We start from the raw sequence: 21,115 nt of genomic DNA, 5'->3' as shown, positions 1-21,115 counted from the left end.
TAAAAAAGACCAACAATATATTTATTAAATTATAGTTTTTCTCTGATTAGATAAATCCAACCTGTTTTTGTTTTACCATTATTAAACTCAATAACGTAATAATACGTAGCACTAGGAAGTTCATTTCCTTTATCTGACTGGCCTTTCCATTGATCAGTATAGTTAGATTGATTATATACTTTGATCCCGTATCTATCAAATATTTCTAGTTTTTTTACGTCTAATAATTTTAAATCAAAATACTCATTTGAACCATTTCCATCAGGAGAAATTCCTTTTTGTATATTACAGTAAATAGATTCGACCTCTACGCTATTCGTTGTTTCACAACCATTAGCTACTGAAGATATTGTCAATGTATACGTCAGTGGAAACTCTTCAACAGCGGAAGAAGATGCTATCACATTAGAAACATTTAATATATTGGAATTTGTCCCAACTGTCAATCCAGAACTATCTTTCCATTGATAACTTACATCATTTGGATTGTATGAGCTTGCTAATGGACTTGCTGTTAAAACATAGTCTTTAGAATCGCAATCGCCCATAATCTCAAACTGGATTTGTGGTGGAACTGGATTAATTGTTTGTACTGCTCCAGTGTTTATACAAAAAATACTACTTGTAAACCGAACACTTATTGGATATGTACCTGGTAATAAATTTGTAAATACTGGACTGTCTTGATAACCATTGCCAATACTGTATTGTACATCATTTTGAGCAACAATTGTAATTGAACCTGTTTGCACTAAGCAAGTAGGCTGAACAATTTGTTGCACAGTTGGCACTAATGGTAATGGAGGAAGTGGATCAATAGTCACTTGCAATACACCTTGAACAGAGCATGTATTATCTGCAATATTTCTCACATACAATGTATAATTATTAGGTACTAAACCTGAAAATGAATTTGATGTTTGAAAAGTAGTACCATTCAAACTATATTCAACTCCAGTTTGCATTGTTACAACAATACTTCCTGAAGGAATTTCACATGTAGGTTGAACTACACTTGCCAATGTTGGAATTATAGGAGGTGTAGGTACTGGATTAATTGTTGTTGGTGTTGATGAAACATTTGCACAACTATTATCAGACACACTTCTTACATATAATGTATAGTCGTTTGGAATTAATCCCGAAAAGGAATTTGAAACCTGATATGTTATTCCATCTAAACTATATTCTGCTCCAGTTTGTGTAGTAATAGAAATAGTCCCAGAAGGTACTGCACACGTTGGTTGAATTACACTAGCAGTGGTTGGAACGACAATAACCTGTATTGGGTTAATAATTACATTTGTAGAAGACAGCGTTACACAAGTAATATCAGTTGTATTCCTAACATATAGTGTATAACTATTTGGCGCTAAGCCTGAAAACGAATTTGATCCTTGATAAATAACCCCATCTAGGCTATATTCAACTCCTGATTGCGAAGTTATTTTTATGGTTCCTGATGGTGTTGAACATGTAGGCTGAACAACACTTGCTGATGTAGGAATAACTGGAGGCAATGGTATAGCATATACTGTTGTTGTAGAAGAAGACATAGTCATACAAGTTGTGTCTCCTATATTTCTAACATATAATGTATAATTATTAGGCGCTAAGCTTGAAAATGAATTTGATGTTTGAAAAGTAATACCATCTAAACTGTATTCAACCCCTGTTTGTGTAGTTATTACTATAGTACCTGAAGGTGTTCCACATGTGGGTTGAACTACACTAGAAGTAGTTGGTACTACTGGCGGAGTTGGTATCGCATTTATAGTTATTGCTGATGGAGACATAGTAATACAACTCGTATCGCCTGTATTTCTAACAAACAATGTATAATTATTTGGTGCTAAACCTGAAAATGTATTTGATCCTTGGTAAGTCACTCCATCCAAACTATATTCAATTCCTGCTTGTGCCGTTATTGAAATTGTTCCTGAAGGTATCGCACATGTTGGTTGGGTTATACTCGCTGTTGCTGGTACAACTGGTGGTAATGGAGTCGCATTTATTGTTGTTGTAGACGCTGACATTGTCACACAAGTAATATCTGATAAATTTCTAACGTATAATGTGTAACTATTCGGTGCAAGTCCAGAGAATGAATTCGACGACTGATAAGTTGTTCCTTCTAAACTATATTCAACTCCTGATTGGGAAGTTATTGTTATAGTTCCTGATGGAGTGGCACATGTAGGCTGAACAACACTGGCAGTTGTAGGAACAACTGGCGGCAATGGTACTGCATTCACTGTTGTTGTAGAAGAAGACATAGTCATACAAGTTGTATCACCTGTATTTCTAACATACAATGTATAATTATTTGGTGTTAAGCCTAGAAAGGAATTTGATGCTTGATAAGTACTTCCATCTAAACTATATTCAACTCCAGTTTGTGCTGATATAACAATTGTCCCGGTAGGAGTTCCGCAGGTTGGCTGAACTACACTAGAAGTAGAAGGCACTACTGGTGGAGTTGGTATCGCATTTATAGTTATTGCTGATGGAGACATAGTAATACAACTCGTATCGCCTGTATTTCTAACAAACAATCTATAATTATTTGGTGCTAAACCTGAAAATAAATTTGATCCTTGGTAAGTCACTCCATCCAAACTATATTCAATTCCTCCTTGCGCCGTTATTGAAATTGTTCCTGAAGGTATCGCACATGTTGGTTGGGTTATACTCGCTGTTGCTGGAACAACTGGTGGTAATGGAACCACATTTATTGTTGTTTTAGATGCTGACATTGTCACACAAGTAATATCCGCTAAATTTCTAACATATAATGTATAATCATTTGGTGCTAGACCTGAAAATGAATTAGATGCTTGATAAGTAGTTCCGTCCAAACTATATTCTACTCCTGATTGGGAAGTTATTGTTATAGTTCCTGATGGTGTGGCACATGTAGGCTGAACAACACTGGCAGTTGCAGGAACAACTGGCGGCAATGGTACTGCATTCACTGTTGTTGTAGAAGAAGACATAGTCATACAAGTTGTATCACCTGTATTTCTAACATACAATGTATAATTATTTGGTGTTAAGCCTGGAAAGGAATTTGATACTTGATAAGTACTTCCATCTAAACTATACTCTACTCCTGTTTGTGTTGTTATTACAATAGTTCCTGAAGGCGTTCCACATGTAGGTTGAGTTACACTAGCTAATGTAGGTTCAACTGGTGGAGTTGGTATAGCGTTTATTGTTATTACTGATGGTGACGGAGTAATACAACTTGTATCTCCCGTATTTCTTACATATAATGTATAATCATTTGGCGCTAAACCTGAGAAAGAATTCGAACCTTGATAGCTTATTCCATCCAAGCTATATTCGATTCCTGCTTGTGCAGTTATTGTTATAGTTCCTGATGGTATCGCACATGTTGGTTGAGTTATACTAGCCGTAGCAGGAGTAACAGGAGGTAATGGTGCTTCATCAATAGTAGTTGTAGAAGCGGACATGGTTACACAAGTGGCATCTCCAGAATTCCTAACATATAATGTATAGTCATTAGGTGCTAAGCCTGAAAATGAATTAGATGCTTGATAAGTAGTTCCATCCAAACTATATTCTACTCCTGATTGGGAAGTTATTGTTATAGTTCCTGATGGTGTGGCACATGTAGGCTGAACAACACTGGCAGTTGTAGGAACAACAGGTGGCAATGGTACTGCATTTATTATTGTTGTTGTTGCAGACATTGTCATACAAGTTGTATCATCCATATTTCGAACATACAATGTATAGCTATTTTCTGGTAAGCCTGAAAATGAATTTGTATTTCTAAAAATAATGCCATCTAAACTATACTCAGCACCGAATTGAGCCGTTATAACAATTGTCCCAGATGGAGATGCACAGGTTGGTTGAACTACATTTGCTGCTGTAGGAACTAAAGGGACAGGAGGTGCAGGGTTAATTACAACAGGAGATATTGAACTAATACTGCAAGAACCGTCAGATGCCTTTCTAATATATAATATATAACTATTTGGGTTCAAACCCGAAAAAGTATTAGAAGCTTGATAAGTAGTTCCGTCAATACTATATTCAGCACCATTTTGACTTCCAATAGTTATTGTTCCCAATGGATTAGAACAGGTAGGCTGTACTAAACTTGAAGTTACTGGTGGTTCAAATAAATTTATTGTATAAAAATCATTACTATAACATGGTATTAATCCTGCTGATGAAAAAACAGCTGGATTAGGATCTCTTAGATTATAATCTATTCCTAAATTACCATAATCTAAATTACTCGAAATTTCAGGACTTAAAAAAGAGTTAGTTACACTATAACTTGTCTCATCCGTATCTTTCATTGTAAAACCAAAAAATTTAATATCACCAGAAGTGTAACCAATTAATGATTTTAAAATTTCTACCTCGAAACCTAAATTATAATCAGTAGCTCCAGTATTATTTTTATTAACCCCAAAAAAAGAGCCAGGTGCACTTGGGGTAGCGCTCCCAAGCGATGTTCTAACAGATTCTCCTGATTTTAATTCAACAATATCAGCAAAATAATTTGACTCTGTTGCATCAGTTGAAATAATTAAACAATAATCAGCTTGAAAGTAAGAATCAAATGTACTAGGATTATTATTAAAATAATTAAAACCCTTAACAGTGGCACCAGTTAGAACGTCTCCATAGTTAGACATATTAAAACCACCTGATTTCGAATCTAAAAATAACAAAAGACTACTGTTTTTATCCACTTTACCTGCAAGACCAACTACTAAGTTATTTTCTTCTGGACTAATTTTCAATGAATTTACATATGCTTTAGTAGCACTTACAGATAAAGGTGCTGTTAATACATTATCTTCAATTGGACCAGTTCCCCAAGCAGACTCAGTCATTGACCCATCTATGTTCTTTGCATATCTTGAACGTACACTTACTGTTTGTCCGTTCATAAGTAAATTTGTTGTATAAGTTCTACTAGATGACATAGCTTGTACAACAACTCCTTCTACTGAAAATTCAAACAAATCCCCGCCCCCATTCGCTGTAAAAGTTATAGGTGTATTCGGACATAATAAGTTTGTAGGGCTATTACTAGGAGAAACAGAAATACTAACAGAAGCCGGAGATAAATATACTGATGCGACAACAGGCACCCTAATACTTACATCATTTGTCGATTTAGATCTACTTTGTACATAAAACGTTTTAGTAGTTTTAATACTAGGACTATAAACAAAGCCTATATATAAAGGAGTAGTAGCATTTTGACTTGCATACCACTCAATTTGTTCATCTGTACTTGAACCATTTGCATATACATTAACTTGAACAAAACTTACACCGTCACCACAAGAACTTCCAGCAAATACTGTAGGAGGTGCTAAAAAAGCTTTAAGCCTTGCCGATTTCAAAGTTTTTTTATTCTTTTTTATTGTATCCGTAAAACTAAGATTTTTATAAAATGCTATAGTAAGGTTAGACCTAAATAGATTTTCATTGGTTTTTTTTGCAAGAATTTGATTTCCTAAAAGTGTCAAAAACAGTAAAAATAAAAGTAATTTATTTTTCATATAATAAATTTTGTTGTTAGTATAACATACTATAATTTAAAAAAAAAGAGTAAGAAAATAAAACATAAATGTATTGTTTTATTTTGTTTATGCACAAATATATTTAATATAAAATTAACATTATTAATATAATATCTAAAAAGTATTCATACTCTACCAATATTTAATAGAAAAACTAGAATAAAACAAAAAACCCCCTATCCGATTGGATAGGGGGTTCTCAAAAGAAAGGCGACGACATACTCTCCCACATAACTGCAGTACCATCTGCGCAGGCGGGCTTAACTACTCTGTTCGGGATGGGAAGAGGTGAGCCCCGCCGCAATAACCACCTTAAGAAGTTATAATTGCTTTGGGCAATTTTTCAATGATCATTTATCTTATGATAAAAATCAATTGAACAATATCTTAACATACTGAGATAAAGAAAAAAGTATTTTTTTAGAAAGTTTCCCCAGCCTCTTGCGAGGCTGGAAAGGTGTACATAAGCTTACGGATTATTAGTACTACTCGACTATGACATTACTGCCTTTACATCTATAGCCTATCAACGTGGTCATCTCCCACGATCCTTAAAAGAAATCTCATCTTGTGGTGGGTTTCGCGCTTATATGCTTTCAGCGCTTATCCCTTCCAAACGTAGCTACTCTGCCATGCCACTGGCGTGACAACAGATACACTAGAGGTTTGTCCAATTCGGTCCTCTCGTACTAGAATCAGATCCACTCAAATTTCTTGCGCCCACAGTAGATAGAGACCGAACTGTCTCACGACGTTCTGAACCCAGCTCGCGTGCCACTTTAATGGGCGAACAGCCCAACCCTTGGGACCTTCTCCAGCCCCAGGATGTGACGAGCCGACATCGAGGTGCCAAACCCCCCCGTCGATATGAGCTCTTGGGGGAGATCAGCCTGTTATCCCCGGCGTACCTTTTATCCTTTGAGCGATGGCCCTTCCATGCGGAACCACCGGATCACTATGCTCTACTTTCGTACCTGATCGACCTGTATGTCTCTCAGTCAAGCTCCCTTATGCCATTGCACTCTACGCACGGTTACCAAGCGTACTGAGGGAACCTTTAGAAGCCTCCGTTACTCTTTTGGAGGCGACCACCCCAGTCAAACTACCCACCAAGCAATGTCCCCCGCAAACGCGGGGTTAGGCCTCAGATAAACAAAGGGTTGTATTTCAACAATGACTCCACAACGCCTAGCGACGCCACTTCACAGTCTCCAACCTATCCTACACATCATTTATCCAAGGTCAATACTAAGCTATAGTAAAGGTGCACAGGGTCTTTTCGTCCCACTGCGGGTAAACGGCATCTTCACCGTTACTACAATTTCACCGAGCTCATGGCTGAGACAGTGTCCAGATCGTTACACCATTCGTGCAGGTCGGAACTTACCCGACAAGGAATTTCGCTACCTTAGGACCGTTATAGTTACGGCCGCCGTTTACTGGGGCTTCATTTCAATGCTTCTCCGAAGATAACATCTCCACTTAACCTTCCAGCACCGGGCAGGTGTCAGGCCCTATACTTCATCTTACGATTTTGCAGAGCCCTGTGTTTTTGATAAACAGTCGCCTGGACCTCTTCACTGCGGCCAGCATTGCTGCTGGCGACCCTTCTCCCGAAGTTACGGGTCTATTTTGCCTAATTCCTTAGCCATGAATCTCTCGAGCACCTTAGAATTCTCATCTCGACTACCTGTGTCGGTTTGCGGTACGGGTACTATTAACCTGAAGTTTAGAGGTTTTTCTTGGAAGCCCTTAGGTGCACTATCTCTTTGTCCGAAGACGCCGAGTACTATCGTATTTCCCCAAAACCCGTGGATTTGCCTGCGGGTCTTATAGGTAGGTACTTCAACGAACTATTCCGTCAGTTCGCGGCACTTTCATCACTCCGTCACCCCATCACAGTTAACAGTAGTACGGGAATATTAACCCGTTGTCCATCGACTGTCCCTTTCGGGTTCGCCTTAGGTCCCGACTAACCCACAGCTGATTAGCATAGCTGTGGAAACCTTAGTCTTTCGGTGTGCGGGTTTCTCGCCCGCATTATCGTTACTTATGCCTACATTTTCTTTTCTCACCGGTCCAGCATACCTTACGATACACCTTCTACCCTGTGAGAATGCTCCCCTACCACTTACAATAAATTGTAAATCCATAGCTTCGGTAATATACTTATGCCCGATTATTATCCATGCTCGTCCGCTCGACTAGTGAGCTGTTACGCACTCTTTAAATGAATGGCTGCTTCCAAGCCAACATCCTAGCTGTCTATGCAGACAAACCTCGTTCTTTCAACTTAGTATATATTTGGGGACCTTAGCTGATGGTCTGGGTTCTTTCCCTCTCGGACTTGGACCTTAGCACCCAAGCCCTCACTGTTAGTGAACATTATATAGCATTCGGAGTTTGTCAGGAATTGGTAGGCGGTGAAGCCCCCGCATCCAATCAGTAGCTCTACCTCTATATAACTTTATAACTAACGCTGCACCTAAATGCATTTCGGGGAGTACGAGCTATTTCCGAGTTTGATTGGCCTTTCACCCCTACCCACAGATCATCCCAAGACTTTTCAACGTCAACGGGTTCGGTCCTCCACTATGTGTTACCACAGCTTCAACCTGTCCATGGGTAGATCACACGGTTTCGCGTCTAACACTACTGACTAAAGCGCCCTATTCAGACTCGCTTTCGCTACGGATCCGTGGCTTAACCACTTATCCTTGCCAGCAACGTTAACTCGTAGGCTCATTATGCAAAAGGCACGCCGTCACCCCACGAAGGGGCTCCGACCGCTTGTAAGCGTATGGTTTCAGGATCTATTTCACTCCGTTATTCACGGTTCTTTTCACCTTTCCCTCACGGTACTGGTTCACTATCGGTCTCTCAGGAGTATTTAGCCTTAGCGGATGGTCCCGCCAAATTCAGACAGGATTTCTCGTGTCCCGCCCTACTCAGGATACCACTATCAATTATATCACTTACCTATACAGGACTATCACCCTCTTTGGTTCTACTTTCCAGTAGATTCTAGTTCGTTTTACATTGAATATCGTGGTCCTACAACCCCAACATTGCCGTAACAACATTGGTTTGGGCTAATCCGCGTTCGCTCGCCACTACTTACGGAATCACTTTTGTTTTCTTCTCCTCCGCCTACTTAGATGTTTCAGTTCAGCGGGTTTGCCCACCTATCGGTGTACTAGATCTTCAATCTAGTGGGTTGCCCCATTCAGGTATCTACGGATCAATCGGTGTGTGCCCGTCCCCGTAGCTTTTCGCAGCTTATCACGCCTTTCATCGCCTCTGAGAGCCAAGGCATCCCCCATACGCCCTTATTTTGCTTATTGTACCAATCTTAAAATTAATTAAGACCGTTTTTGTTTGTTTTTTACTATAAATAGTAAAAAACGCTTTCTACTTTTTATATTTTTCTTATCTCAATATGTCAATGAACTTTTTTCAATCGCTTAATCGTTTTTTTTCGTTTAATCGTTTAACCGATTTAACAAATCAACACATAAACTTTTGATTTGTGGAGAATAACGGAGTCGAACCGTTGACCTCCTGCGTGCAAGGCAGGCGCTCTAGCCAGCTGAGCTAATCCCCCGTTTCAAATTTTAAATCATGAATGGTGAATTTTGAATTAATGTATAATTCATACTCATACTTCTAAAATTTCCTTTTATTCTGAATTTATTTCAGAATCTATTTAAGTTTAATAGTTGTCTCGGACAGACTCGAACTGTCGACCCCTACATTATCAGTGTAGTACTCTAACCAGCTGAGCTACGAGACACTCTTATTCTTAAATTGTATTATTTGAACTAACAGCAAGAGTAATAAATTCTTAATCTTTGTTTCCACTTTCTCTTTTCGTCTCTTTCCCTACCGTGCTTATAAATAAGCTAACACTAAGGCTCTAGAAAGGAGGTGTTCCAGCCGCACCTTCCGGTACGGCTACCTTGTTACGACTTAGCCCTAGTTACCAGTTTTACCCTAGGCAGCTCCTTGCGGTCACCGACTTCAGGCACCCCCAGCTTCCATGGCTTGACGGGCGGTGTGTACAAGGCCCGGGAACGTATTCACCGGATCATGGCTGATATCCGATTACTAGCGATTCCAGCTTCACGGAGTCGAGTTGCAGACTCCGATCCGAACTGTGACCGGTTTTGTAGATTCGCTCCTGGTCACCCAGTGGCTGCTCTCTGTACCGGCCATTGTAGCACGTGTGTAGCCCAAGGCGTAAGGGCCGTGATGATTTGACGTCATCCCCACCTTCCTCACAGTTTGCACTGGCAGTCTCGTTAGAGTTCCCGACATGACTCGCTGGCAACTAACAACAGGGGTTGCGCTCGTTATAGGACTTAACCTGACACCTCACGGCACGAGCTGACGACAACCATGCAGCACCTTGTAATTTGTCTTGCGAAAAGTCTGTTTCCAAACCGGTCAAACTACATTTAAGCCTTGGTAAGGTTCCTCGCGTATCATCGAATTAAACCACATGCTCCACCGCTTGTGCGGGCCCCCGTCAATTCCTTTGAGTTTCAAACTTGCGTTCGTACTCCCCAGGTGGGATACTTATCACTTTCGCTTAGCCACTGAGATTGCTCCCAACAGCTAGTATCCATCGTTTACGGCGTGGACTACCAGGGTATCTAATCCTGTTCGCTACCCACGCTTTCGTCCATCAGCGTCAATATATTAGTAGTAACCTGCCTTCGCAATTGGTATTCCATGTAATCTCTAAGCATTTCACCGCTACACTACATATTCTAGTTACTTCCTAATAATTCAAGTCTAGCAGTATCAATGGCCGTTCCACCGTTGAGCGATGGGCTTTCACCACTGACTTACTAAACCGCCTACGGACCCTTTAAACCCAATGATTCCGGATAACGCTTGGATCCTCCGTATTACCGCGGCTGCTGGCACGGAGTTAGCCGATCCTTATTCTTACGATACCGTCAAGCTCCTTCACGAAGGAGTGTTTCTTCTCGTATAAAAGCAGTTTACAATCCATAGGACCGTCATCCTGCACGCGGCATGGCTGGATCAGGCTTGCGCCCATTGTCCAATATTCCTCACTGCTGCCTCCCGTAGGAGTCTGGTCCGTGTCTCAGTACCAGTGTGGGGGATCTCCCTCTCAGGACCCCTACCCATCGTAGCCTTGGTATGCCGTTACCATACCAACTAGCTAATGGGACGCATGCTCATCTTTCACCGATAAATCTTTAATAATTAAATGATGCCATTCAATTATACTATGAGGTATTAATCCAAATTTCTCTGGGCTATCCCTCTGTGAAAGGTAGATTGCATACGCGTTACGCACCCGTGCGCCGGTCTCTAATTCCGAAGAACTATACCCCTCGACTTGCATGTGTTAAGCCTGCCGCTAGCGTTCATCCTGAGCCAGGATCAAACTCTTCATCGTATATTATGCGAGAACCATAAATGATTCTCTATTTATTTTTGACTGAAGGTCTAGTGGTTTTTTCAAATCTCTCAATTCTATTACTCTTATTCTTTTGTCTTTGAAATCTCTCTCAAAAACGGCTGTCAATTCAATATGTCTAGGAACGTGTCTTATCTTGTTTGCCAATCGTAGCAACACTTAACGTGTCGCTCGAAGCGGGTGCAAAAGTAGATATTACTTTTAAACCTCACAAGCTTTTTTGAAACTTTTTTAGAAAATAAATTTCCTAATTAATCTCGTTTGCTTGCCAGTATTTTAAAGAACGTCTGCGTTGTTGCGGGTGCAAAAATAACACCTTTATACCGTTATTCAATACTTTTAATACCTTTTTTTTAACCTTTTCGTAACTTTGTTTTTAAGTTGTTGAAAATGTGGTTTTTGAAATTTAATTATTTTTAAAAATTAAAGAAGATTTAAATAGAAATGGAATTACTGATACCTATTCTATGTTTATTATATAGAATGCACTTCCATTATATAGTAGTATATAAACAAAACCGTTCTTTCAACCTAACATCCCTAGCCCTGATAGTAACGAAAATCCTTATCTGGCGGTGTTCGCCAGGTAAGATTGAAGTGAATAGCAGGAAAAAGCTCCTGAAATAATTACTCTATTTAATGACAAACCAATATTTTAATCGAAACGAATGGCTTTTACAGGAGAGATTTTGGTTATTATATAGGAAGGAATTAATAATACCAAGAAACAAACACTAATTGTGAGTAGGTTTAGTAATGCTATGTACCCAAAATTAAGGTAAACAGGAGCTTGGTCTACATAATAATTCTCTGGATTAAGTTTGATTATCCCAAAATACTTCTGAATCAATAAAATTGCGATTCCGATTAAGTTCCCCCAAAACAATCCACGTAGAATAAGATAAGAAGCATTATATAGGAATATTTTGCGAACCGACCAATTATTAGCCCCAAGTGCTTTTAAGATTCCGATCATTTGCGTGCGTTCAAGAATTAGAACCAAAAGTGCTACAACCATATTAATGGTTGCTACAACTATCATGACTACTAATATAACGATGATATTGAAATCAAATAATTGCAACCATTCAAATATATAGCTGTACTTTTCAATTATTGTTTTGGTGTCAAGAGTGGAGCCTGTTTGGTGATACACTTGATCTCCTACTGTTTTTATATTATCAAAGTCAGAAACAAAGACCTCAAATGCACCCACTTGATCCGCAGTCCACTTATTAATGCGTTGCATGTGGCGAATATCACCTATTATATAGGTCGCATCGAATTCCTGAAAACCAGAGTTAAAAATTCCTGTAATTTTAAATCGACGAATATTGGGTAGTTTATTCTGACCTTCTTTCATGAAGAACGTATTAAAAGCATCTCCTACTTTTAAATGAAGTCTATTAGCAAGAAATTGAGAAATAACAACATCCTCATTTAGCTTCTTAGAAAAATCAGGCAGTTTACCCGCAACGAGGTACTCCTTTATGTTGTCCCATTTATAATCCGGACCTACCCCTTTGAATACAATTCCTTCAAAAGCGGTTTCTGTTCTAATAATTCCTGCTTTACTAGCGATAGCTTGAATATGACTCACTCCTGGAACTGAAGTGAAATTTGGATAAAAATCTTGCTTTTTTGAAATGGGGACTAAAGTAACCTCCGACTGATTGCTATCAAAATTTGAAATAATAATGTGACCATTGAAGGCTGATATCTTTTCTCGAATTTTTTGTTGCAATCCAATACCAGTCGCCACAGAAATAATCATCATAATCATACCAATTGCGATAGCCGAAATTGCAATTTTTATAATTGGGGCAGATATACTACTTTTATAATCTTTAGCAGTGATGAGTCTTTTGGCAATAAAATATTCTAAATTCAATTTGATGAGTTTCTGATTTGGATTCAAAAATACAGCTAAAACACGAATTACACTAATTGACACTAATTTATTCTACTTCAGTAAATATGCTTTTATTTCTAAAAAAAATATCGTTTACAATCATTCCGTTTATTCTTTTATTTGCTTGCTCCAGCGCAATGGATAAAAAGAAAACTTCAAATTGGGACTGGACTAAAGATACTATTGCAACTGCAGTATATCCAAAAATGGATATATTACAAAATAAAGCGGACAACCTATTAAGCATTAAAACGGGTGCAGATAATTTTGAACTCTATTTGCCTATGTTAAAAAACAAAAAAGTTGGCATCGTTACCAATCAATCAGGTATTTTATCTAATAAAATTCACTTAGTAGATTTTTTACTATCCAAGAATATCGATGTACAAAATATTTTTGCTCCAGAACATGGATTTCGAGGTACCGCTGATGCCGGTCAACATATAGTGGATGGAAAAGATTCTAAAACTGGGCTTTCAATTATCTCCCTTTACGGTGATAATAAAAAACCGAAAACAGATCAGTTAACTGGTATTGACATTATGGTTTTTGATTTGCAAGATGTAGGTGCTCGTTTTTACACTTACATCTCTTCTTTACACTATATTATGGAAGCATGTGCAGAAAATAATATTCCACTTCTTATTCTAGACAGACCCAACCCAAATGGCGGAATAGTTGACGGGCCTATTTTAGAGAAAGAATTCACCAGTTTTGTAGGAATGCACCCTGTTCCATTATTGCATGGAATGACCATTGGTGAATATGCCCAAATGATAAATGGTGAGAAATGGTTGAAAAATAGAGTTCAATGCAAATTGACTGTTATTCCTTGTTCAAATTACAATCACAATTTATCATATAGTTTACCTGTAAAACCTTCTCCAAATCTTCCGAATGATCAAGCGGTGAATTTATATGCAAGTTTATGTCTTTTTGAAGGGACAAATGTAAGCGTAGGAAGAGGAACTGAGCAACAATTCCAAATTTATGGATCTCCATTTCTACCAAAATCTAATTTTAGTTTTATTCCAAAACCAAATATCGGAGCACAAAATCCAATTTACAATGGCGTAATATGTTATGGTGAAGATTTATCGGCTATTGCCAAAGTAAACCAACTAGAATTAAAATGGATAATTAAGGCTTATAAAAACACAGACGATAAATCAAAATTCTTTAATTCCTTTTTTACCAAATTAGCTGGAACAAAAAAACTGCAGGCACAAATAGAAAATAATATTCCTGAAGTAGAAATAAGAGCAAGCTGGAAAGAAGGATTACTAAACTTTAAAGAAATGAGAGAAAAATATTTGATTTACTAATTAGACTTCAAAAAGCAAAACTTATAAAGGCAATTTCTTCTTCATTTCTTCCACAATATTAAATGCCGCAGGACAAATCGTTACATTATTTAATGTTAAATCCGTTATTTGCTGAAACTTCTTCCTATCTGTATGCGGAAATTCTCTGCAAGCTTTAGGACGTACATCATAGATAAAACAAGTATTATCCGTATCTAAAAAAGTACAAGGAACACTTTGCAATACATAATCCTGATCTTCATCGATACGTAAATATTGCTCAATAAACTGTTGTGGTTTTTGTTTTAAATATTTTGACACACGCTCAATATCTGCAGAAGTAAAAAGTGGGCCTGTAGTTTTGCAACAATTAGCACATTTTAAACAATCCGTTTTCTTGAACTCTGCATCATGAATATCTTGCATTACATAATCTAAGTTTTTAGGCGTTTTCTTTTTAAGCTTATCGAAATACTTTTTGTTTTCAATATGCTTATCTTTGGCTTCTTTAGGAAGATTGTTTAAAATATGTTTCAAGTTTAAAGTTTAAAGTTGGGCCACAAAAGTAACAAACTTGCAACCTGAAACCTGAAATTTTAAACAAAAAAGATGAAAGACCTTTTTGGCAAAGCCATCCTTGATTATCAAACAAATAATTCACCTGAGGATTTAATAACAGAAACAACTATATCCGAAGAAGATGAGATGAGTGTAGCTTACTTATTCCGTTCCTATAATGAAATGCCTAAAATGGAACAACACGCACTACAACTTGCCACCGGTAAAATTCTTGACGTGGGTTGTGGAGCAGGAAGTCACAGTTTATACCTACAAAACGAACGTGGCTTAGAAGTAACTGCAATTGACATTTCACCAAATGCTATTACAGCTTGTTCATTGCGTGGTATAAAAGACGCGCGCGTGCAGGATGTTATGACCTTAGAAAATGAAAAGTTTGACACTATTTTACTACTAATGAATGGAGCTGGAATGTGTGGCAAACTTACTAATATTCCAAAATTCCTATTACAACTCAAAGCCCTTTTGAATCTTGGGGGTCAAATTCTATTAGACAGTTCTGACATTATTTACATGTTCGATGACGACGAAGATGGAGGAAAATGGATTCCATCGAATAATAACTACTATGGTGAAGTTATTTTTAACATTGCTTATAAAGGTGAAAAGGAAAAACCATTTAACTGGATGTATATTGATTATAATACATTACAAAATGCCGCTTTCGCCAATAATTTAAAGTCCGAATTAATACTTGAAGGAGAGCATTATGATTATCTAGCAAAACTTACTTAATAAATTAATTTTATAACGAAAAACTGATGAAAGAAATAGAATTAGAAAAATTAAAGTATCCTATTGGAAAATTTGTCACCCCTGAATCATATTCAAGTGAATACATATCAAATAAAATAGCCGAAATAGCAACATTCCCAGAAAGACTAAAAAGAAAAGTAGAACATTTAACAGAAGAACAACTTGATACTCCTTATCGCAAAGAGGGTTGGACTATAAGACAAGTGATTCATCATTGTGCCGAAAGTCATATGAATTGTTATATACGAATAAAATGGACACTGACAGAAGATACCCCTACAATAAAATATTACCATGAAGATTTGTGGTCAGCACTTGATGACAGTTTAACAATGCCTATTTAACCTACCTTATCACTATTAGAAGGATTACATTTTAGACTAGCTTTTATCATGAAGAATTTATCTAATACAGATTTAGAAAAATCATTTATTCACCCAGAACATGGCGCTAGTTTTCAATTACGAGAAATAATAGGCACTTATGCTTGGCACGGGGATCACCACTTAGCACATATCACTGAATTAAAGAAAAGAAATAATTGGGACTAATAAAAAAGCCAAACAATGAAAATCATTGTTTGGCTTTTTAACTTTATAAAACGACTATCTATTGTTTCATATATTTCATCATAATTCCTTGTAAACTTCCTCCCCATTCTTTTGAGGCACCCATCATTTTCTTTGTAAAATCCCCCATGTTACCGTTTATCTTTTTCCCAATAGGGCTTTCATAAAATGCAATCATTTCTTTGATGTCTTTTTCACTATACATTTCAATATAGATATTAGCCAAAGAATCATATAAACTTGGTAATGTCGCATCAAATTCTTTTAAAAACTCACCTTGTTTGTCAGTAGGTATCATTTTTAGAATTTGTTCTTTAGCCACTTTCATGGAAGCATCACTACCACTCAAGTTTATTAATTTCATTACATCTGCTTTCGAAGCAGCTTGCTGTGCAAAACCCAATTGGAAAATAGAAAACAGAGCTAAAGCAAATAGTACTTTTTTCATAATAATTAGTTTATATTAAGGGATATTTAAATATTTATGTGTTTGCAAGGACACTCTCCATTTTGGATTATTCATCACATAGTCAACAATAAGAGGAGTCATTTCTTCTTTTTTACTCCATTCAGGCTGAAGAAATAAAATTGCGTTACCATTTACCAACTCCGCTTGTTCTTCTGCAAAAATGAAATCATGTTTATTATATATGATAACTTTCAATTCATGCGCATTATCATAAACGGTTTGAGTTGGCAACTTATTCTTTTTCGGTGAAAGACAAATCCAGTCCCAAGTTCCTGTCAAAGGATATGCACCCGAAGTTTCAATATGAACTTTTCGATCATTCTCCTTTAACTTTTCCGTTAGTAAACTCATATCCCACATTAAAGGCTCTCCACCAGTTACAACAACAGTTTCTGCATATTTACTAGCATTTTCAACTATCCTATCGACAGCAGTTGGAGGATGCAATTCGGCATTCCAACTCTCTTTCACGTCACACCAGTGACATCCCACATCACAACCACCTATTCTTACAAAGTACGCCGCGGTACCCGTATGAAAACCTTCTCCTTGAATGGTATAAAACTCCTCCATTAACGGAAGCATTGCCCCTTTATTTACTTCTAATTGTATTTCTTTTGATAACATTTTTGTAATTTAAAGTGCAAAGATAACTAATTTGAAAAGGAGTTAATTTATAATATGAAAATGGTTTTGTAAAATAGTATAATTACTAAAAACTAAAGAGCTCGTTATACAAAATAAAAAACCCGATAGCGTTAACTATCGGGTTTAAAAATATTATTATCTAAAATTAATTATTTCAGTAATTTCAAAGATTGAGTAGCGTATGCATTTTCAGGATCAATAGCTAAAGTTTTTCCGAAAAACTCTTTAGCTTTAACTTTATCAAAGTTAGCATATCCTGCTGCCATTGAGTTATAACATTCAATTAATTTAGATTTCACTGATGGTTTTGCCAATTCAGTTTCCCCTTTTTTAGTTACAATATCAATATACTGTTGGTAATACATAATCATTGCTTCATCATTCTCTAATAAACTATTTGTTCTTGCACGAGAAAGATAAACATCTTGAGTATCAGGTGATGCAGTAATAACATTTCCAAAAGCAATATCAGCCTTTTTCAATGCGATAGTATCTTTAACAATTCCTGGTTTAGTATTGTCAAAATAAATTGCATTTCCTAAATAGTAATTGTCATATAAATAACCATTTGATGCAGGGTTTGAAGTTGCAATTTCTAATACTGCAGCAGCTTCTTTATACAATTTTTGCTCGTAAAGACCTTTACCTACTTCTCCAAGTTCACTAGTTACAGCATTATCCATCTCAACACCTTTTTTTACACTTGCTATACCTTTTTCAAAAAGAGCTTGATCAACAGTAACACCATCAGCACTGATTGCTTTCTTAATATTAGCCAACCCTAAGTATAAATAATCAAGCGAAATCACTCTGTTAGTAGCACTAGCAGTAAATTCTCCCAATGATTTAATAGCCAAATCATAGTTTCCGTTTTGATAAGCAGAATATCCTAAATAACGATAGATTCTAGGATTTACTTTATCCAATTCTTTCATTTTATTAGCTTCAACTTCTAAAGCTTTATAATCTTTAGTCAGAATCAAGAAATCAGCATGACGCATACGAGAAGCTAATGAATAATCAGTAAGGTCCATGTATTTTTCATAATACCCTAAGGCTTCTTTAAAATATTGTTCTTGTCTTCCAGGAACATTAAGTCCCCAATAGTAATATGTTTCAGCTAATTCTCTGTAAACTGGACCATAATTAGGATTAGTACCTACAACAGCTTGATAAGCAGCTACTGCTTCAGTATAAGCCTTAGCCCCTTTTAATAAAACACCAAGTTGCATTTTTGCTCTAATTAAACTATTGTCAGCTTGAAAAGCATTACGGTACGCTGAATAAGCTGCATTTTGATTTTTATCTCCATAATATGCATCTCCAAAAGCTAAAAGAACTTGTGGTTCTTGACCACTCTTTTCTTTCGCTAATTCTAAAGTAGCAAGTGCCGCTTTATAATCTGGTTTTTCCGAATTCATGTATGCTCTTGCAACATAAACATATTCAGCAAAATCTTTTTTCCTTTTTTCGTTAATAGCAGCAGCAAATTTAGTTTTTGCAGCAACTACATTACCATTATCAAGATCAATCTGACCAAGACCAATATTATTTAAATGAGCATGATCTTTAGCCGCTAATCCGTTTTGATATGTAATCTTAGCAGAGTCAGCAACGTTTTGATAAAGATAAACATTCCCTAAAAGAAAGAAAGCTTCACCTTCAGAAGGATCCGATTTAATTATAGATTTTAAAGTTGTTTTCGCGTTTTGGTATTTTTCGGCATCAATTTCTTTCTTTGCTTGATCAATATCTTGAGCATGACTTACCGTAACTGAAGCCAGAAAGGCAACACTTAAAATTTTAAATTTGTTCATTTTAACTTTATTTGATTTATTCATATACATTTTCATTTTTCCTTTATTTTGATTTAGTTCTAATTATAATTTTTCTTCCAGGAGTACGAATTGGTAATAACCCAGACTTTAAAATTATACGTTGCCCAATATCTCCCGCCATAAATGAAGCAAAGCCCATTCCTAATCCAGAGTATCCCTGACAATTTATTATATACAAATCACGTGCCAAAGGATAAGTCCCTTCCGCCAAATTATTTTGAGTAGGCGAAACATATGTCTTCTCATTGAGCCCTTTTACACTTAAAACATTAAGTTTTTGTAAATACTCACTAACAGTTGATGTAGGTCGATACAACCAATTTAAACCAACTACACCTAACATTCCTTCATTTTCAGAAACGTACTTCAAAACTTCTTCATTCGTTTTAAAAGAATAAATTCCCTTTGAAGGATTTACATTTAAACCTGCAACTTCTTTCAAATAACGAAGGGTACTAGAATTAAGATTATCGAAAACCAACCCTTTGATTTTTTGTTGAGATTTACCTTGCATAAAAGAAACTACATCTTGCAACGCAATTAAAGTGTCATTATTGCTTTTATTTGAAACAAATGCAATTGCATCTGTTCCAATAATAGTTGTTTTAGGTTTAATTTTAACAGATTCAAAATATTTCTCTTCCTCTTTATTTAAGGTTCGAGCTAACACTACAATTCTTGTACTATCTTTTAAAAAAGATTTTATAACCTCATTTTCAGATTTTGCAATCAAGGTAATTTTAGCATTATATTCACTTTGAAATACTTCAATTTGTTCCTCAATGATCGGTTTTAAAGTCTCATCAACAAGAATAGAAGTAGAACCTTTTAGGATAGTTTCTTTATTCTTATTAGAATTTTCAGATTGTTTACAACCTAAAAAAGCCAATAAAAACAAACAAACAAAAATACTTGAAAGTTTAGCTGTCTTTTTCATTTTAATCTTTATTATCATTAATTATTCGCACAAACCTTATAAAGGCATATACTATTAGAAGAGCTCCAAATGCAATTCTATAATTCATTGGCATCACAATTGGAAAATTCTTCATAAATATAATAAATAATCCTAAGATGAAATAAAGAAGAAAAAACAAAATCCCTATAACGAGAAGAAATCGCTCTTTTAGCGATTTCTTCTGAATATTTCTATATATTTTATCCAACATTAATCCGCTGTTTGAATAGTAATCGGCAAAGAGTATAATACTCTAACCGGTTTTCCATTTTGAACACCTGGATTCCATCTCGGACATTTTTGTAAAACTCTGATAGCTTCTTTTCCTGTTCCGTAACCTATATCTCTTAATACTTTGATATCAGTTAATGAACCATCTTTTTCTACTACAAAAGTAACATACACTTTTCCTTTAAGACCTTCTTCTTCAGGTGCACGATAATTTTTACCAACGTAAGTGTAAAATTTATCCATACCCCCCGGAAATTCCGGTTTAACCTCAATACCTGCAGTGTTGTAAATTTGGTTATCTTCTTCAACAATTTTAGTTGGCCCAGGACCTACTGGCGCTACAGTCAAAACTGCATCTGGATCCCCTTTTACTGTTTCAGCACCAATCTTTTTGTCTTTAATTTCAGCAATTTTTGGTGGCTCTTCTGTCACTTCTTCTGCTTTAGCAACAACTGGTTTCACAAACTTCACTTGGTCCACTTTCGGTGGTGGTGGTGGAGGTGGTGGAACATTCAATTTAGGCTCTTCTTTTTTCTTAGGTGGTAACTTTATAGTAGTGATTTTTACATCTCTATCCATTTCTGAGTCATCACCTTTAGGGATTAAGTCTATGATAAGAGGAGCAGCTACAGCTAAACTAAAAAATATCGCACCAAGGATAAGTGCTCTAGTAGTAGTTTTTGTATTTGACTTTCTTAATTCATAAGCACCGTAAGTTTTATTACGTCCTTCGAATACGATATCAACCCATTGGTTTTTTAATATATCTAATTTCATCTTTCTTAATTATTAGGTTATTAAGAAAACAAGATTGCTC

General features: G+C 36.4%; 13 protein-coding genes, 2 tRNA genes and 3 rRNA genes. 4 read left to right on the top strand and 14 right to left on the bottom strand.

Annotation, left to right across the window (positions count from 1 at the left end; genetic code table 11):
- Window positions 1-29: 29 nt before the first annotated feature.
- The 8 genes from AB3G36_RS06110 to AB3G36_RS06075 all read right to left on the bottom strand — a co-directional run bounded on the left by AB3G36_RS06110 (window position 30) and on the right by AB3G36_RS06075 (window position 12,925).
- Window positions 30-5,558: a gliding motility-associated C-terminal domain-containing protein gene (locus tag AB3G36_RS06110; RefSeq protein WP_367757025.1), complete on the bottom strand. Its 5,529-nt coding sequence runs from the start codon at window positions 5,556-5,558 to the stop codon at window positions 30-32.
- Window positions 5,559-5,784: 226 nt separating this feature from the next.
- Window positions 5,785-5,894: ribosomal RNA gene (gene rrf, locus AB3G36_RS06105) — 5S ribosomal RNA — on the bottom strand.
- A gap of 144 nt (window positions 5,895-6,038) precedes the next feature.
- Window positions 6,039-8,923: ribosomal RNA gene (locus AB3G36_RS06100) — 23S ribosomal RNA — on the bottom strand.
- A gap of 186 nt (window positions 8,924-9,109) precedes the next feature.
- Window positions 9,110-9,183: transfer RNA gene (locus AB3G36_RS06095), tRNA-Ala, on the bottom strand.
- 115 nt (window positions 9,184-9,298) lie between these two features.
- Window positions 9,299-9,372 (bottom strand) — tRNA-Ile (locus AB3G36_RS06090).
- A gap of 127 nt (window positions 9,373-9,499) precedes the next feature.
- A 16S ribosomal RNA gene (locus AB3G36_RS06085) occupies window positions 9,500-11,013 on the bottom strand.
- Together the 16S, 23S and 5S rRNA genes with 2 tRNA genes alongside form the textbook arrangement of a ribosomal RNA operon.
- Window positions 11,014-11,016: 3 nt before the next feature.
- Window positions 11,017-11,181, bottom strand: coding sequence for a hypothetical protein (locus AB3G36_RS06080; protein WP_367753418.1), 165 nt, complete (start codon window positions 11,179-11,181; stop codon window positions 11,017-11,019).
- 508 nt (window positions 11,182-11,689) lie between these two features.
- Window positions 11,690-12,925, bottom strand: coding sequence for an ABC transporter permease (locus AB3G36_RS06075; protein WP_367757899.1), 1,236 nt, complete (start codon window positions 12,923-12,925; stop codon window positions 11,690-11,692).
- A gap of 86 nt (window positions 12,926-13,011) precedes the next feature.
- On the opposite strand from AB3G36_RS06075, the gene AB3G36_RS06070 reads away from it, so the two are divergent.
- On the top strand, window positions 13,012-14,271 hold the full coding sequence (locus tag AB3G36_RS06070) for an exo-beta-N-acetylmuramidase NamZ domain-containing protein (RefSeq protein ID WP_367757023.1): 1,260 nt from the start codon (window positions 13,012-13,014) through the stop codon (window positions 14,269-14,271).
- A gap of 21 nt (window positions 14,272-14,292) precedes the next feature.
- On the opposite strand, the gene AB3G36_RS06065 is transcribed toward AB3G36_RS06070, so the two are convergent.
- Window positions 14,293-14,787 (bottom strand): YkgJ family cysteine cluster protein, encoded by a 495-nt coding sequence (locus AB3G36_RS06065; protein ID WP_367757021.1) that lies wholly within the window; start codon window positions 14,785-14,787, stop codon window positions 14,293-14,295.
- Window positions 14,788-14,859: 72 nt separating this feature from the next.
- On the opposite strand from AB3G36_RS06065, the gene AB3G36_RS06060 reads away from it, so the two are divergent.
- Genes AB3G36_RS06060 through AB3G36_RS06050 form a run of 3 tightly spaced genes read left to right on the top strand, consistent with a single transcriptional unit; the run spans window position 14,860 to window position 16,136 of the window.
- Window positions 14,860-15,564: a class I SAM-dependent methyltransferase gene (locus AB3G36_RS06060; RefSeq protein WP_367757019.1), complete on the top strand. Its 705-nt coding sequence runs from the start codon at window positions 14,860-14,862 to the stop codon at window positions 15,562-15,564.
- Between the two features lie 26 nt (window positions 15,565-15,590).
- Window positions 15,591-15,929: a DinB family protein gene (locus AB3G36_RS06055; protein ID WP_367757017.1), complete on the top strand. Its 339-nt coding sequence runs from the start codon at window positions 15,591-15,593 to the stop codon at window positions 15,927-15,929.
- A gap of 48 nt (window positions 15,930-15,977) precedes the next feature.
- Window positions 15,978-16,136 carry a hypothetical protein gene (locus tag AB3G36_RS06050; RefSeq protein WP_367757015.1) on the top strand — a complete coding sequence of 53 codons (159 nt, stop codon included), beginning with the start codon at window positions 15,978-15,980 and terminating at the stop codon, window positions 16,134-16,136.
- A gap of 58 nt (window positions 16,137-16,194) precedes the next feature.
- Here the strand turns inward: AB3G36_RS06050 and AB3G36_RS06045 are convergent, their stop codons facing one another.
- From AB3G36_RS06045 to AB3G36_RS06025, 5 genes are all read right to left on the bottom strand, one after another.
- Complete coding sequence (locus tag AB3G36_RS06045) at window positions 16,195-16,602, bottom strand: DUF2059 domain-containing protein (protein ID WP_367757013.1); 408 nt, start codon at window positions 16,600-16,602, stop codon at window positions 16,195-16,197.
- A gap of 15 nt (window positions 16,603-16,617) precedes the next feature.
- Window positions 16,618-17,250, bottom strand: coding sequence for a 7-carboxy-7-deazaguanine synthase QueE (locus tag AB3G36_RS06040; protein ID WP_367757011.1), 633 nt, complete (start codon window positions 17,248-17,250; stop codon window positions 16,618-16,620).
- Window positions 17,251-17,420: 170 nt separating this feature from the next.
- Window positions 17,421-19,088 carry a tetratricopeptide repeat protein gene (locus AB3G36_RS06035; protein ID WP_367757009.1) on the bottom strand — a complete coding sequence of 556 codons (1,668 nt, stop codon included), beginning with the start codon at window positions 19,086-19,088 and terminating at the stop codon, window positions 17,421-17,423.
- A gap of 43 nt (window positions 19,089-19,131) precedes the next feature.
- Window positions 19,132-20,046, bottom strand: a complete 915-nt coding sequence (locus AB3G36_RS06030) for a PstS family phosphate ABC transporter substrate-binding protein (protein WP_367757007.1) — start codon at window positions 20,044-20,046, stop codon at window positions 19,132-19,134.
- A 231-nt stretch (window positions 20,047-20,277) separates the two neighbouring features.
- A complete protein-coding gene (locus tag AB3G36_RS06025) occupies window positions 20,278-21,075 on the bottom strand; it encodes an energy transducer TonB (protein WP_367757005.1) in 798 nt (265 codons plus the stop codon).
- Window positions 21,076-21,115: the final 40 nt, after the last annotated feature.

The sequence above is a fragment of the Flavobacterium sp. WC2430 genome (genome assembly GCF_040822075.1).
GTDB lineage: Bacteria > Bacteroidota > Bacteroidia > Flavobacteriales > Flavobacteriaceae > Flavobacterium.
The sequence above is the reverse complement of the archived record's forward strand: the minus strand, read 5'-3'. Positions and strand labels throughout refer to the sequence as shown.

Bases quoted from the DNA above. Each gene is read 5' to 3' on its own strand.
- AB3G36_RS06025 (WP_367757005.1), bottom strand. From the start codon at position 21,075: ATGAAATTAGATATATTAAAAAACCAATGGGTTGATATCGTATTCGAA.
- AB3G36_RS06035 (WP_367757009.1), bottom strand. From the start codon at position 19,088: ATGAACAAATTTAAAATTTTAAGTGTTGCCTTTCTGGCTTCAGTTACG.
- AB3G36_RS06050 (WP_367757015.1), top strand. From the start codon at position 15,978: ATGAAGAATTTATCTAATACAGATTTAGAAAAATCATTTATTCACCCA.
- AB3G36_RS06045 (WP_367757013.1), bottom strand. From the start codon at position 16,602: ATGAAAAAAGTACTATTTGCTTTAGCTCTGTTTTCTATTTTCCAATTG.
- AB3G36_RS06040 (WP_367757011.1), bottom strand. From the start codon at position 17,250: ATGTTATCAAAAGAAATACAATTAGAAGTAAATAAAGGGGCAATGCTT.
- AB3G36_RS06060 (WP_367757019.1), top strand. From the start codon at position 14,860: ATGAAAGACCTTTTTGGCAAAGCCATCCTTGATTATCAAACAAATAAT.
- AB3G36_RS06030 (WP_367757007.1), bottom strand. From the start codon at position 20,046: ATGAAAAAGACAGCTAAACTTTCAAGTATTTTTGTTTGTTTGTTTTTA.
- AB3G36_RS06055 (WP_367757017.1), top strand. From the start codon at position 15,591: ATGAAAGAAATAGAATTAGAAAAATTAAAGTATCCTATTGGAAAATTT.
- AB3G36_RS06110 (WP_367757025.1), bottom strand. From the start codon at position 5,558: ATGAAAAATAAATTACTTTTATTTTTACTGTTTTTGACACTTTTAGGA.
- AB3G36_RS06070 (WP_367757023.1), top strand. From the start codon at position 13,012: ATGCTTTTATTTCTAAAAAAAATATCGTTTACAATCATTCCGTTTATT.